A 14,754-nucleotide genomic window follows, 5' to 3' on the forward strand; every position below is an offset into this window, starting at 1 on the left:
AGAAGGGGGTGAAAGCGTGGCAGAGCCGATCAGGACGAAAATGGAGTCATTTTTTACAAAGGTTGGAACGATTCATGATGTGGAAGGAAATAACCCTATTCTGATCACGGATGAGAACAGTGTGTGGTACGTGGCTTCCGGTTACGTGGATGTATTCGCTGTAGTCATGGAAGGAGAGAACGCCGGAACAAGACATAAACGCCGTTATATGTTCAGTCTGGAAAATGGAGCGCTTTTGTTCGGCTTTGACAATGGTCAGATGGTGGAGCGAATGGGCTTGTTGTTAACAGCGTCTGTCGGTACCAAAGTATTCCGGATAGATAAGGAGTTACTCCTGAACCGAAGAGTAAACGGCCAGTGGGATAACGAGTGGCTGGCATCCAGGGTAGATCAGTGGGTGGGTAGCTGGTCGGCAGCACTGAATGTACGGAATTCACCACTTGAATTTACACTGTTGGAACCTGGGGAAGATCAGAATCTGATACCTGATCAGACCTGGAGGCCGATGCGTACCGTCTGGATTAAAGTACAGGATGGCACGATACTCTGGGGGAAAGAACATCCCGTTACTACAGAAGATGCTTATTACATACCCGTAACGTCCTCGGGTTGGCTGGAAACGCAACAAGCGGCTGTCGTCGATGTAAGAGCAACACAGTCCTGGTTACCCACAGATCCGTCACTTCACGGGTTATATGCGTTTCATCGATTAATCGCCAGCAGGCTGTCAATCGTCGTTGCCAAGGAACGCTTGCAGGAACAGGAACGGTTGCAACAACGTACAGAGCATGATGATTCCTTAATGGACCATGCGCTCAAAAAACTGATTGCCGTTACCGGGCCGGATGAGCAGCAAGTTGTCTCCTTTTATTCTACTGATCCGCTTTACCCCGTAGGCAAGATCGTTGGGGACTATGCTGGTATCGTGATGAAGCCTGTTACACGAAAATTAAAAAGCCAATCGAAGCGTTCACCTGTCCAGGAGATGGCGGAAGCTTCCGGTGTGCGTTCCCGCCAGGTCGCACTTAAAGGGGAATGGTGGGAAGCGGACAATGGACCGCTTGTTGGATACCTGGAGACATCAGGCGAGCCAATTGCATTAATCCCGGCAGGGGCCAATTCTTATCGCTGGGAGAATCCAATGCACGGGGAAAATGGGTTCGTTAATGATGAAATGGCGGCTACCATACAGCCGATGGCGTACATGTTTTACCGGCCTTTTCCTGCGCGTGAGCTTGGCATCAAAGACCTGCTTCAGTATGGTGCTCACCACTCGGTTCGTCGGGATCTCGTGATGGTGATTCTGATGGGGGCACTGGCTGGATTACTGGGCATTATGGTCCCGCTCGCCAGCGGTATTCTGGTGGATACCATTATACCGGAGTCTTATCGAGGGCCGTTGGTACAGATGGCCTTTATCCTCATCGCGGTCGTGTTATCGATTGCCTTGTTCCGACTCGCAGGTTCACTTGCCGCGCTGCGTATGGAAGGACGCGTGGAGAATGCGGTTCAGGCTGCCATCTGGGATCGATTGCTGAATCTGCCGGTTTCGTTCTTCCGAAACTATTCAGCCGGGGATTTGGCTTCCAGAGCGGGAAGCATCAATGCGATTCGGCAGCTGTTATCCGGTGCAGTAATCAGTTCGCTGCTAACAGGTGTGTTCTCCATTTTTCAATTTGCATTATTGTTTCGGTATAGTCCTGTTCTTGCCTTGGTGGCGGGTGGTCTTGTCCTCATCTCCATGTCATTTACCTTTGCGATTGGCCTGCTACAGGTACGATACCAGCGCCGATTGTTGGAGCTTCAGGGACAGATTGCCGGAACAGTACTTCAGCTATTGAACGGAATGAGCAAATTTCGGATGGCAGCAGCCGAGAACCGGGCTTTCTTCTTGTGGGCCAGGGCATTTGCGGAGCAGAAAAAGTGGTCCTATAAAGTTCGGATGCTGGATAGCTTCTCCAGTGTATTTCAAGCCTTTTTCCCATTGCTGACATCAATGGTGTTGTTCTACCTGGTGGTATCTACCCGTTCAGAAATGTCGGCAGGACAGTTTATCGCCTTTTTCGCTGCATTTACCAGCTTCCTTATGGCCATGCTCGGTATGGCTACAGCACTATTATCCGTGGTGAACATTGTTCCATTATATGAACGAGCCAAACCCATTCTCAAAACGTTACCTGAAATCCATGATCAGTTGGAAGATCCGGGTGAGGTGAGTGGAGCGATCGAGATTCGCCATATCCAGTTCCGGTATGAAGAGGATCAGGCACTTGTGTTGAACGACCTGTCGATGGATATCAAATCAGGACAATATGTAGCCTTTGTCGGGGCATCAGGCTGTGGAAAGTCTACCTTGATGCGACTGTTACTGGGTTTCGAACAACCTCAGAGCGGCTCTATTTATTTCGATGGTCAGGATTTGCGTTCGCTTGATATCAGCTTGCTTCGGAGTCAGTTCGGCGTGGTGTTGCAAAATAGCAAACTGATGTCCGGTGATATCTTCACAAATATCACAGGAACGTCGGATCTAACGATTCAGGATGCTTGGGAGGCCGCAGCCATGGCTGGATTCGATGATGACATCCGCAGTATGCCGATGGGCATGCATACCGTAATTTCCGAAGGTGGAGGTACACTGTCTGGTGGACAACGGCAGCGTTTAATGATTGCCAGAGCCATTGCCAAACGGCCGAAGATTCTCTTTTTTGACGAGGCAACAAGTGCATTGGACAACCGAACACAGCGTATTGTCAGCCAAAGCCTCAGCAAGCTGCAGGTGACAAGGATTGTGATTGCACACCGGCTCAGTACGATTACGCAAGCGGATCATATCTATGTATTTGATAAAGGGAGAATCATTCAGTCTGGCACCTATCAGGAGCTGATGGAGCAGAACGGGCTCTTCGCGGAACTGGCCAGCCGTCAGCTGGCCTGAGATTTGAACTAAACTTGAAGTAACCTTGAGTGTTGCTTGAAACTGGGCTGTTATGCTGAATAAGGTAAGAAACCAAATCGATCTATTGGAGGAATCATTACATGAGTTGGACAGAAGAGCAGATTCAAGAAACGGTAAACGCAGTTATGGCTAAGGCAAGTTCGGATGCAGCATTCCGCGCATTGGCTGTAAGCGACATCTACGCAGCGATTCAACAGGAAACAGGTCAAGAAGTACCACGTGAGTTCAAAATCAATGTAGTGGATGGAACAGGTTACCACGCAACGATTGTATTGCCAGAAGCACGCGGCGAGGCGGATGAGTTGACAGAAACCGAGCTGGAATCTGTGGCTGGTGGCAGCAAGGATGGAGCAACTGATTTCTTCAATGGCGTGGGTAGTATTGCCGAGGATGCTGCAAGAGCAGCCATCCGTGTTGGAGAGAATTACGGTAACGCACAAGCCAAGTAGTCTTCCTTATATACTTCATACTTATATTAAAAAGCATGGAATGAATTGGAGTGCGATCCCCTACCCAGGTAGGATCGCACTCCAACTTGCTTAACACGAGCCGAAAAGTCCGCTGTCTGATCAGGAATTCAGTGCAGCAGTCACCATGGCTACAATGACGAACAAGAGGTGCCTGCGTGTCAAGGAAGACAGCTTTCTCATTGAAGTGGATCAAATCATTCTGGATGATTGTACTCGGTATGGTATCCGGAATTGCGGCAGGTATATATGTACCGGAATTAGCTCATGCGATATCGCGGTTTGGAGATCTGTACTTGTCCTTTCTGAAGATGTGTGTCATTCCCATTATGATGACCGCCATTATCTCCAGTATTGGCAGTCTGTTTATCCAGAGCGGAGCGATGAAGATGATCGTTCGTATGGGCATGGTATATGCCTTGGCGTTGATATTCTGCGGTCTGCTAGGTCTCGGTCTTGGTGGAATCGGCCGTCCGGGCGCAGGGCTTCCAGAAGAATCCAAACATGTACTTGGGGCGATTGTATACGATCTGAGCGCCGATAACAGTGCCCTGTCCATCGAAGAGAAGCCGCAGGGGATATTTTCGTTTTTGCTTAACATGATTCCATCCAATATATTCACAGCGCTGACGGAAAACAATACGCTGCAAATCTTGTTTTTTTCCGTGATCGTTGGGGTGGCAGTCGGCATGATGCGGACACCGCAGGGAGATGACGTGCTGAAGATTGCTGATGTATTGTTTGGAGCGTTTCAAAAGGTGATCTCCTGGTCCATGTACGCATTGCCTTTTGCACTCTTCTGTATGATGGCAGGGCAGTTCGCAACACTAAATTTGGATATTCTACCTGCCATGATGAAGTTGATCATGATGTTTTACATTTCCAGCGTGATTCTGATTGTGCTATCTATTGTGATCATGGCTGTAACATTGCGGAAGCCTGTCCGGGTCGTCCTGTCTGCATTGAAGGATGCGTTAATTCTGGCATTCGGTACACGGAATAGTATCGCCACCGTTCCAACCTGTATGGAGGCACTGAGTATGAAGCTTCAGCAAGATCCGCGTATCGTTCAATTGGTCGTACCCCTGGGCATGATCATGTGCCGTTACAGTATGGTGCTTGTGTATACGCTTGGCATCACCTTTACGGTCCAATTGTATGATTTTGACTTTACGTTGTCGCAGTGGATCGTGGTGCTTGCAGGGGCTGTGGTGATATCGATTGCTGGTGCAGGCTCCCCGGGTGTTGTCTCTATTGGCATGATCGCGGTTATTGCGGAGATGCTCGGTCTGCCTTCCGAGGTCACCATCATTCTGCTTTTGGCTATGAATCCAATTGTTGATCCTATCATTACGGCTGCGAATGTATCCATACAATGTCTAACCACTTCACTATTGTCAGCCAGAAAGGATAACTATGATCACTATCAAACGGCTAACACTCCAGGACAGGTTGAAGTATAAATCGTTCATGTTTCAGTGGTTATACAAACAAGTGGAACAGAGCTTGAATGACCCAATGGAATCTGAACGGTTCATGTTAATCGGAGCAGAATCGCAAGGTGTCCCCGTGGGCCTGCTTGTGCTTGAGCAGCGGGGTGGATACGGGCATGCAGTCTTACAGTGTATCTTCGTATCGAAGCCATGGAGAAGGCAAAAAATCGCTACATCGTTGCTCCAGGAAGCACGAATTTTATGTATGGAGAAAGAAATGGCTACGCTCTCTCTGAGCTATTACTCTGACAAGTCTTCGACGGATACGATCGAAGCTTTATTGCATAAGGAAGGCTGGATACAGCCTCAATGTGAATCAGTCGTTTTCCATATCCATCTTGGAAGCGGAATTGCTGAGGCGACCTGGTTAAGGGAACGAGCTATCCCCAATGGGCTGGAGTTATTTCTATGGGCAGATCAGGAAGAGGGGCAACTTAGACAATCCATTGAAACAGGAGAGCATGATTTCCCTTCATTTTTGTCTCCGTTCAAAACCTTTGCTCCCCTGGAACCAAGCAACAGCTTTGGTATTCAATCCACACAGGGAGTTCAGGGGTGGTCGATGACGTATCGACTGGACGAGGACACGATCTTGTATGATGCACTGTATATTGCGCCGGAATATCAACAGTTCGGTCTGGCCTTTCAGATGCTGGGCAGATCCATCCGGGTTCAAACGGAGGCAGGCATCCCCCACGCGATGTTCACAGTTAACCAAAGTACACCAATCATGATGAAGCTTTCCCGGCAGTGGCTTGCACCGTATTCCTGGAAGACGAGTGAGAAGCGAAGCAGTTATATCCGATTGGGATAAGGAGAGGAGGACGAATATGAGCGACAGAGAGAATACCAACACGAAGGATCGTGTCGTGATTACAGGAATGGGCGTATTATGCGCGCTCGGCGATCACCCGCAGATGGTATATGAGCGTATGCTTGCTGCTGTGACCGGAATTCGGGAAGTAACCCGCTTCGACACGGATAAGTTACAGAGTTCACTTGCAGGTCAGTTGGAGGATTCCATCCGTGAAGGAGTACTTGCAGGCACAGCGGAGCTATCCATGGACTTATGTGCACGGTATGCCATCGCTGCTGCGAGGAAAGCGTTAATCGATAGTGGCCTTTCAATAGCACATGCGGATAACATGAAGCATCACGACAGGGAAAAAGGAACAGGTGGAAAGCCATCCGTTCTTCCTGCGCGGATCGGACTCACGCTGGGTACGTGTAACGGTGGAGTTCTATCTTTGGAAGAGCAGTGGAACCTGTCTGAGTTGGACGTTGATCATACGTCCCGGTATCCATTTTATCAGCAGGGCGATGATGCAGCGCGAGTTCTGGGTGTGGCAGGTCCGGTCGCAACGTTAAATACGGCATGTGCTGCGAGTGGCAATGCCATAGGCTATGCAAGTGATCTCATTCGCTGGGGGTATGCCGATGTGATGCTCGCTGGTGGATCTGACCCATTGTCGCATAGTGTATATGCCGGATTTAATGTACTCCGTGCACTTAATTCACGTCCCTCTTCACCCTTCAGCACCCAATACGGATTGAACTTGGGAGAAGGTGCAGCCTTTGTTGTATTGGAGAGACTGGACGCTGCACTTGAGCGTGATGCAACGATCTATGCTGAATTATGTGCCTATGGGTTGAGTAACGATGCCCATCATATGACGGCTTCTCACCCGGAAGGTGCAGGTATACAACGTGCAGTGGATATGGCGATCAGCCTTGCCGGAGTATCCAAAACAGATATTGAATACGTAAACGCACACGGGACTGGAACACAGGCGAATGATCGTGCTGAAATTAGTGGTCTGCAGGGTAGTTTCGGGCCTAATCTGTCGATTCCTATCAGCTCAAGCAAAGCCTATTTTGGTCATACATTAGGTACTTCGGCTGCATTGGAGCTGGTTACCTCGCTCTACGCTATCAGGCAAGGATACGTTCCCGCTACGCTTCATTTTGAAGAAGCTCGCGAAGGCTGCGAGGATGTTGATATCATTCAACATTCGATGCGTCCGATGCGCCCGGAATATATGATCTGCAACAATTCTGGCTTCGGAGGACACAATGTGTCGCTTGTGCTGCGTACAAATGGAATTGAAGAAGAGCGGTATTCGAGCGTGCAGAATCCTGAACGTGAGAATTCACTTGCAGGGCATCCGGGCGAGGAAGTCCCCCGACGACGTGTTGTCATTACTGGAGTGGGTGCCGTCAGCAAAGGGGATATCCGTAAGGGGAATGTACTCGGGGCTTTTGGTAAGGGCACCGAACAGGTAACGGAAACGTCCTTCTTCTCCTTAAAAGATTACGATAAGAGCAAATATGAGCGCAGAATGAACCAGCTCACACAGAATACGATTGGTGCAGTTCTTGCAGCGATGGAGGATGCAGCGCTGGGCGAGTCTCAGCGGGAACATACGGGCTTTATCTACGGTACAGCACGAGGAAGCACGAGCAGTATTTCGAACTTTCTGGAATCTGTATTTGTCAAAGGCCCGGAGTATGCAAGTACGATCTATTTCCCGCATACGGTCATTAATTCCATTGCTGGTCAGACGGCTGAGAAATTGCAATTTAAGGGATTCAATAGCTCCTTCAGCACAGGAGGCAACGAGGGATTGACTGCCGCATTGTATGCAACGGGCAAGATACGAGAGGGAGCCCTGACATCTTGTCTGATTGGTGCTGGAGATGAACGATCCCAGCTTGCGGAGGATATCGACCGGGCCAAAGGATTGCAGGACAGCCGTTACGAGATGACGGAAGGCAGTGTCTGTATGGTCCTCAGTGATCTGGAAGAAGCTGATCATACGCGATCCGGGATCTATGCGGAATTGAGTGGACTCGGTGTTGCTTCTGGCGCAGCACAGGACGCTTCGAGACAGAGCGAGGCGTTGATCCGGGCAGTTACCGATGCACTCCATGAAGCTGAAACCAGCATGGGGCAAATGGATCTGATTTTGCTCAACTCAGTGGGACGTCCCGGTGAATTGGAATTAGAGCAGAGCGCCATATCCTCGATGGGGAAAGGTAAGGTCGCACCATTCGTGCCGATCATGACCCTTAATGCGTGCACTGGTTATGGAGAATCGTACAGTTCGATGTTACACCTCGCGGCGGCTGCAGAGCTTGTAAGCCCGGGAGCCATGCACGAACTTGCCAAAGGTACCTACGCCCATCTGGGCCTGCCTGAGCGATCTTCTGCATACCAGCATATTTTGACCATCAGCTCTACAGTGAATGGCAGTTATTCTGCGGCAATCGTCAGTAGCGTCGCTGAGTGAACCGTGTTAATTGAAAAATTATAGGAGGCTTACACATATGACAGTGAATTACGAGGTAGAGATGGATGAGATCAAACAGACAATCAAACAAACGTTGTTAATTGATCGGCTCAAACTGGAGGACATCACCGCAGAGGAAATTACGGATGACATGATTTTGTTCGGTGAAGAACTGGGACTGGACTCTGTGGAGGCGTTCGAGGTTATGGTTGGTATGGAAGAAATATATGGCGTGATGGTCGAGGACCTTCCCGCGACAGAGTTACAGATCCATCTGAAAAATGTGCAATCTATTGCCGAACTGATTATGGCCAGAAAGACCAAAGGAACGCGAGGCCAATGACCTTTCGTGATCACGTCGTTGTGGTTACAGGGGTATCACGGGGCATAGGGCGGGCCATAGCGCTGAGATTTATTGCAGAGGGAGCCATTGTGGCAGGCATTTATGTCAGGGATGACGCTGCAGCGGACCGGCTAACAGAAGCGGTGAGTGCAGCAGGCGGACGGATGCGGTTGTTCAAGGGCTCTGTTGCGGACCATGCTTTTGTAGCGGATGTGATGAAAGAGGTATTTGATACATTTGGCCGTGTGGATGTCCTGATCAATAATGCCGGAAGATCGAGCGACCAGATGGCACTGCGGATGGAAGAGCAACAGTGGAATGAGGTGCTGGACACCAATTATGTTGGTGCCTGTTATTGCTCACAGGAGGCGGTCAGCTACATGGTTCTTCAGGACAGTGGAAGCATTATCAACCTGGTGTCGGTGAGCGGTATATATGGGCGGGAAGGTCAAAGCAATTATGCAGCTTCCAAAGGGGCTTTGATGGGGCTGACGAAGTTATATGCCCGCCTCTATGCATCACACAACATTCAGGTCAGTGCCATCGCACCAGGTATGATTGATACCGAGATGACGGAGGAGGTGTCGCAAGAGAAGCTGAATGATTTTCTGCGCCACACCCTCACCGGAAGGCAAGGGTCTGCGGAAGAGGTAGCTGAAGCGGTGATATACCTCGCAGGACCTGCGGCACGTTATCATACCGGACAGACATTAAAACTGGATGGCGGCTTTTTGCGTTAAGGGCAAACTTGAATTGCAATCAGAGGGAGGGAAGCTAATGAAAACGGCGTATGTGCATCATGCAGAGAGTACAGCTATGCAGATGATGGTTGTATATTTGTTACATCGTGGCTTGCAGATTACAGCAAGCTTCGCCACATCAGAACAAGCAGAGCAGTTTCATTCCGATCTGTCTGTGCACGACCAGAAGAACTGCCGGACTATTGTTGCGCCGGACCTGGGAATGAAGGGAATTGAATCCGTACTGTCAGCATCTGCCGAGCATATGCAGGGGCTCGACTTCTATATTCATGGCAGTAGCTGGGTGGATGAACTGTCTGAGCTCCAAAGTGATCCGGCGGCTTTTGCTCTAACCAGTCATCGTCAGTTAAGTGAACTCTTTCTATATACCCGTGCAGCAGGTCATTTTATGGCGCGTAAACAGAATGGACAGATGATCGTGCCCCTACTGGCAGATATGATGCACTATAGTGGATTTCCTTCTTCTCCGGTGTATAACCAGGGTGCCCAAGCATATGTCAAAAGCTTCGCCAAAGAGATGACGCCTTTTCGAGTCTCGGTCAATACGTTAACGTTTGGTTACTACCGTATGGAGAACCACATTAACGCCGGACGAAGTCGCAGGAAGATCTATGATATGTTCACCTTAAAACCTTCTGTGCCTGAATTGGAAGAGCTTGTACAAGGTCTAGGCCTGTTACTTGATTATGGTCAGGGCATGAGTGGTCAAAATATAACGTGGGGTTACGGTATTCCGTCTGTTCTCTGATATGATCTGAGACAATACGGCTTCAGTAATCTTCGAAAGAGGCAGAAGATGGGATATCAACAGAATGGAAACGATGCGGAGCAGGAGAACCGCCAGTCCGATGAACTGCTGGAAGAAGAACTGGAAGAGGTTGTCGGTGGACTGGCGACTGTTTCAATTGCGCGTTGCAAAGTCTGCCACATTCGAATTGCAGTGTACGAGATGAGCGTATGTGCAGCTTGTTTTCGCAAAACGCAGCTTCCACTTGCAGGAGAAGGGGGCTAACCATGATCAGAAGGTACGACCGGCTGTGCATCTTGCTGTTGTTCATGTTAACCATAGGACTTATCCTCTCATCCTGTACAAGCGTATCCCGAGACGCTGTATCAACCATAGCAAGTCCGCAGACTGAAACGGCTCCGTCTCGGGCAGCAGAAACGGACATCACAGCAGCTAATGCAGTTAAGGGAAGGGAACCAAGAGTTTATACTGCGGAAGAATTAGAAGGATATCCGCAAGATATTCGGGATATTTTGAGCAGGGGCAAGCTGAGGATTGGATTGAAGGTAGAGGACCGTTATCCGTTCTTTTACACCGATGAAGAAGGGTTACTGCGCGGGAGCGATGTTGAGCTTGCCAACGACATCGCTCTTAAACTTGGAGTTAAACCGGAGTATATCCGAACAGCGGATTCTTTCGATGAAGTGATTGATCAGGTGTCTTCCGGGGAGGTGGATGTCGGCATATCCAAATTGAGTATCACCCTGGAGCGGGCGAAGCGAGTACTGTTCTCCAATGCGTATCTGCATTTCAAACAAGCACTGCTGATTAACCGCCTTCAACTTGCGGAGCTCGGCAAAAAAAACGAATTTCCCGATGTGCTAACGCTGCTTCAGCAACGTGGAACACAGATCGGCATTGTTCAAGGCACGTCTTACGTAGGTTTCACACGTGAGCTCTTCCCCACGCATAAACAGATTGCCTACAAGAATACTTCCGAATTGTTTGATCGTGTGCGGCAAGGCGAAGTGATCGCTGCAGTCTATGATGCATTTGAAATTTCACGTTATTTGGATCAAAACCCAGCCTACTCCCTTGACCTTCAATATGTGCAGCTGGAGGATCAGGATGACGATATTGCCATCGCCGTTGATCCGCGCCGCATGCATCTCCACCAGTGGATCAATACGTATCTTCACATGCAGGAGAAGAACATTCAGCGCTGGCTTGAAAACTATGGCATCTGAACAATAGGGTTGTGCTATGATACATGCATGAACCCGATAGTTCGGTTTTTTATTCAGTTAAAAGAGGGGACACCGTGGTGGGAATCTCATGAATAAACGTACTTCTTTCCTGTATTACATCATCCCTGTTATGCTATTTTTTCTGATTTTTACGGTACTGATCTTGTTCGAATTACCTTCTAATCAGATGAATGCAGAAGTTCAGGATGGGCGTTTAACGATTACCAGTGAAGCTCTGTCCTCTGGAGAAGGAAGTCGGTTAGATGGCGAGTGGGCATTCTATTGGAAACAATTGCTGGAGCCCAAGGATTTTGCCAGTGAACGAACCGGTCCGGTAAGTTACGTTAATGTTCCAGAATCTTGGAGGAATTATGAAATCAGTGGGCATAAGCTGGATAATACGGGATTCGCCACGTATCGTCTGGTGGTGGATTTACCTGAGCAAGATATAGAGCTGGGATTACTAACCTCAGGGATAACTTCCGCACACCGATTGTGGATTAATGGCAAACTGGTATCCGAAAGTGGGATTGTCGGACGAACGTTAAAGGAATCTTCCTCATATAAGGTGCCTGCTCTAATCCGAATGGAGGCAGGGCAGACCCAAGCTGATATTATTATTCAAGTTTCGAACTATACACATCGAAAAGCGGGTCTGTTTGGCTCTCTAACGATCGGTGAATATAATCAATTGAATCAATCCATGAAATACAAAATGGTATCCGAGAGCATGATTATTGGCTGCATGTTGATTATGGGGCTCTACCATATCCTGTTGTATGCATTGTTGCGCAAAAATCGGGAGTCTCTGTATTTTGGTCTGATCTGCATTCTGCTGGCCATGAAGAACAGCTCTGATTCCCAGTACATTTTATCAGAGCTTATTCCGGGAATGAGTGGTGATACGTTCCTTAAAATTGAGTATTTAGGCTTCTTGGGCAGCTCTCCACTTGCTCTACTTTTTTGTTACTCCATTTTCCCCAACGAGATGTCCAAACGATTACGTATATTTTGGATTCCAGGGTTGCTGTTCACTTTGTTTATCCTGTTCACACCTACTCAGGTATATACGAAGTTTGCATTGTTCATGCAGGCATACGCGATTCTGATCGGGATTGTGATCATTCAAAATGTGGTCCGAGCTGCCATGAAAAAACTTGCTGGGGCACACTGGATGCTGGCAGGTACCATCGTATTCTTCATTACCGTAGTGAATGATATTTTAATGAATAACGGTATAATTCAAACAGGAATCTATTTCTCATATGGTCTTCTCTTTCTCATTCTTTGTCTGTCGATTATTGTATCCACCAAATTTTCCAATGCCATGAAAACCAATGAACGTTTATCTTCGCGCCTGCTTGAATTGGATCGGGTAAAAGATGAGTTTCTGGCCAATACCTCCCACGAGCTTCGTACACCGCTCAACGGAATTATCGGGCTTACGCAGTCGTTGCTACACAGCATGGATGACCGGTTGGAAGATAACCAGCGAATGCATCTGAACATGATCGTCTCAAGTGGTCAACGTATGTCTTTTCTGATTAACGATATTCTGGATTATGCACTTCTTAAAAATAACGATGTACGTCTGAATCGAACCAAAATAAACCTACACCAATTGGTTCAGGTGGTCCTCACCGTGGTTAAACCGCTCATTACTGGTAGGGATCTTCTATTACACAATCGAATTGATCCCCATTTTCCACCGATCGAAGCAGATGAGAATCGAATGCAGCAAATTTTGTTTAATCTGGTCGGCAATGCGATCAAGTACACACCATCGGGTCATATCGTGATTCGTGCACAGATTGTGCAGGGTGATGTGGAAATTCAGGTAGAGGATACAGGGATTGGCATACCGGAGGATAAATTTGCAATGATTTTCAATCCATTCGAAAAGCTGGAATCCATTGATAACACGGGTACCGGACTTGGACTAAAAATCACCAAGCAACTTGTCGAGCTGCATGGAGGAGAGATTAAAGTACAGTCGAAAGTGAATCAAGGCTCCCTTTTCTCGTTCACCATCAGGCAGCATAAGAAGAATGTTCCAACTGCGCTACCGGATAAGCAAAACAATGAATTCATTCAGAACGGCGTAAGCACCCTTCGTTCTGTTGCAGAAGCTAAGGCAGCAAGTTCACATGCTCTTAATAGGGAAGTCAGTTCCGCGAAAGAATCGGAGATCCAACCTTATCGTGTATTAATTGTGGACGATGAGCCCGTTAACCTGCAGGTGGTGATTCAGCAGCTTGCACCACTGGCATGTGTGTTTGAAATTGCGAACAGTGGCACTGAAGTGCTAGCGCGTATGAATGAGTTGCAGAATTTCGATCTGGTGATCACGGATATGATGATGGTTGGCATGTCGGGATATGAACTATGCGGATTGATCAGGGAGCGCTACAGTCTGATTGAGTTACCTATTCTAATTATGACAGCAAGTAATCGAGATGATACAATTACAGCTTGTTTTGCCGCCGGAGCCAATGATTATATATCAAAACCGATTGGACGTAATGAACTCATAAGCCGTGTACGCACACTGTTGTTGTTAAAAAGGTCTGCTCAGGAGCTGAGTCTGAACGCACAGCAGCTTGAAGAGTTGAATCAGCAGTTATCCGAGTTAAATACCAACCTGGAGCATCGTATTCAGAATCGTACAGTAGAGCTGGAGCAGAAAAATAAAGATATGGGCCGTCTGGAATTGTCACGCAGACGATTGCTGAGCGATATATCGCATGAACTGCGCACACCGATGACTGCGATTCAGGGTTATGTGGAGGCAATTGTATCCGGATTGGTGGATAATGAAGAGGATCAAAAAGTATATCTGCAAATGGTCTTAGTGAAGGCGCTGGGGCTGAATCGTCTCATTCACGATCTATTCGAGTTGTCCCGACTGGAGTCGGGCAAGTCTGAAATGATCTTTATCATGATGAGCTTGCAGGAGTTAATGGATACCATTCAGGACAAATTCAGGCTGGACATCGCACGTGCTGACATGAGCTACGAGTTTCAGATGAACATTACGACTGCTCAGCGAAGTGATTATCAAGTCGTGATTGATATGGATCGGATTACTCAGGTGTTGACCAATCTGGTGTTTAACGCGATTCAGCATACAGGTGCAGGTGGAATGATTCGTCTTCAGTGTTCCATTGAGGAATGGGAAAATGACGGTGATTCTCCAGGACGACTTACCATCCGTGTGGAGGACAATGGAGCGGGTATTATGGAAGAGTCACTGCCATTTGTATTTGATCGCTTTTTCCGTGAGAAACATGATCGGCATGTGGTTCAGGGCAGTGGTATTGGACTTGCGATTGCGAAGGAAATTATTCAGTATCATGATGGAAACATACACGTAGAAAGTGAAGTCGGAAAAGGGAGTTCTTTTTATTTCACGCTGCCTCTGTATGTTCTGGATTAGGGAAAGTCACGCATCTCGATGATTAAGTCGGAAA

11 protein-coding genes are annotated in these 14,754 nt (G+C 48.0%); all 11 read left to right on the forward strand.

Features of this window, described 5'->3' with window-relative positions; translation table 11 throughout:
- Window positions 1–16: 16 nt before the first annotated feature.
- The 11 genes from BS614_RS07945 to BS614_RS07995 all read left to right on the forward strand — a co-directional run bounded on the left by BS614_RS07945 (window position 17) and on the right by BS614_RS07995 (window position 14,720).
- Window positions 17–2,935 carry an NHLP bacteriocin export ABC transporter permease/ATPase subunit gene (locus tag BS614_RS07945; RefSeq protein WP_084174452.1) on the forward strand — a complete coding sequence of 973 codons (2,919 nt, stop codon included), beginning with the start codon at window positions 17–19 and terminating at the stop codon, window positions 2,933–2,935.
- Between the two features lie 101 nt (window positions 2,936–3,036).
- Window positions 3,037–3,405, forward strand: coding sequence for a hypothetical protein (locus tag BS614_RS07950; protein ID WP_017690595.1), 369 nt, complete (start codon window positions 3,037–3,039; stop codon window positions 3,403–3,405).
- 176 nt (window positions 3,406–3,581) lie between these two features.
- Entirely contained in the window at window positions 3,582–4,886 is a 1,305-nt protein-coding gene (locus tag BS614_RS07955) for a dicarboxylate/amino acid:cation symporter (protein WP_074093568.1), read from the forward strand.
- 7 nt (window positions 4,887–4,893) lie between these two features.
- Window positions 4,894–5,730: a GNAT family N-acetyltransferase gene (locus BS614_RS07960; protein ID WP_074093569.1), complete on the forward strand. Its 837-nt coding sequence runs from the start codon at window positions 4,894–4,896 to the stop codon at window positions 5,728–5,730.
- A gap of 16 nt (window positions 5,731–5,746) precedes the next feature.
- Entirely contained in the window at window positions 5,747–8,206 is a 2,460-nt protein-coding gene (locus BS614_RS07965) for a beta-ketoacyl-[acyl-carrier-protein] synthase family protein (protein WP_074093570.1), read from the forward strand.
- Between the two features lie 37 nt (window positions 8,207–8,243).
- Complete coding sequence (locus tag BS614_RS07970) at window positions 8,244–8,549, forward strand: phosphopantetheine-binding protein (RefSeq protein ID WP_084174454.1); 306 nt, start codon at window positions 8,244–8,246, stop codon at window positions 8,547–8,549.
- A complete protein-coding gene (locus tag BS614_RS07975) occupies window positions 8,546–9,289 on the forward strand; it encodes an SDR family oxidoreductase (RefSeq protein ID WP_074093571.1) in 744 nt (247 codons plus the stop codon). Before BS614_RS07970 ends, BS614_RS07975 begins: the two co-directional genes overlap by 4 nt.
- A gap of 37 nt (window positions 9,290–9,326) precedes the next feature.
- Window positions 9,327–10,058 carry a hypothetical protein gene (locus tag BS614_RS07980; protein ID WP_074093572.1) on the forward strand — a complete coding sequence of 244 codons (732 nt, stop codon included), beginning with the start codon at window positions 9,327–9,329 and terminating at the stop codon, window positions 10,056–10,058.
- Window positions 10,059–10,106: 48 nt separating this feature from the next.
- Complete coding sequence (locus BS614_RS07985) at window positions 10,107–10,322, forward strand: hypothetical protein (RefSeq protein WP_017690588.1); 216 nt, start codon at window positions 10,107–10,109, stop codon at window positions 10,320–10,322.
- Window positions 10,323–10,324: 2 nt separating this feature from the next.
- Window positions 10,325–11,284, forward strand: coding sequence for a substrate-binding periplasmic protein (locus tag BS614_RS07990; protein WP_074093573.1), 960 nt, complete (start codon window positions 10,325–10,327; stop codon window positions 11,282–11,284).
- An 88-nt stretch (window positions 11,285–11,372) separates the two neighbouring features.
- A complete protein-coding gene (locus tag BS614_RS07995; RefSeq protein WP_074093574.1) occupies window positions 11,373–14,720 on the forward strand; it encodes an ATP-binding protein in 3,348 nt (1,115 codons plus the stop codon).
- The last annotated feature ends 34 nt before the right edge of the window (window positions 14,721–14,754 follow it).

Origin of the sequence: Paenibacillus xylanexedens, assembly GCF_001908275.1 — a bacterium.
In the GTDB taxonomy this organism is placed as follows: domain Bacteria; phylum Bacillota; class Bacilli; order Paenibacillales; family Paenibacillaceae; genus Paenibacillus; species Paenibacillus xylanexedens_A.

What these genes read in the sequence shown, in the direction of transcription:
- BS614_RS07950 (WP_017690595.1), top strand. Translation starts at nt 3,037, where the DNA reads ATGAGTTGGACAGAAGAGCAGATTCAAGAAACGGTAAACGCAGTTATG.
- BS614_RS07960 (WP_074093569.1), top strand. Translation starts at nt 4,894, where the DNA reads ATGTTTCAGTGGTTATACAAACAAGTGGAACAGAGCTTGAATGACCCA.
- BS614_RS07965 (WP_074093570.1), top strand. Translation starts at nt 5,747, where the DNA reads ATGAGCGACAGAGAGAATACCAACACGAAGGATCGTGTCGTGATTACA.
- BS614_RS07970 (WP_084174454.1), top strand. Translation starts at nt 8,244, where the DNA reads ATGACAGTGAATTACGAGGTAGAGATGGATGAGATCAAACAGACAATC.
- BS614_RS07975 (WP_074093571.1), top strand. Translation starts at nt 8,546, where the DNA reads ATGACCTTTCGTGATCACGTCGTTGTGGTTACAGGGGTATCACGGGGC.
- BS614_RS07980 (WP_074093572.1), top strand. Translation starts at nt 9,327, where the DNA reads ATGAAAACGGCGTATGTGCATCATGCAGAGAGTACAGCTATGCAGATG.
- BS614_RS07985 (WP_017690588.1), top strand. Translation starts at nt 10,107, where the DNA reads ATGGGATATCAACAGAATGGAAACGATGCGGAGCAGGAGAACCGCCAG.
- BS614_RS07990 (WP_074093573.1), top strand. Translation starts at nt 10,325, where the DNA reads ATGATCAGAAGGTACGACCGGCTGTGCATCTTGCTGTTGTTCATGTTA.
- BS614_RS07995 (WP_074093574.1), top strand. Translation starts at nt 11,373, where the DNA reads ATGAATAAACGTACTTCTTTCCTGTATTACATCATCCCTGTTATGCTA.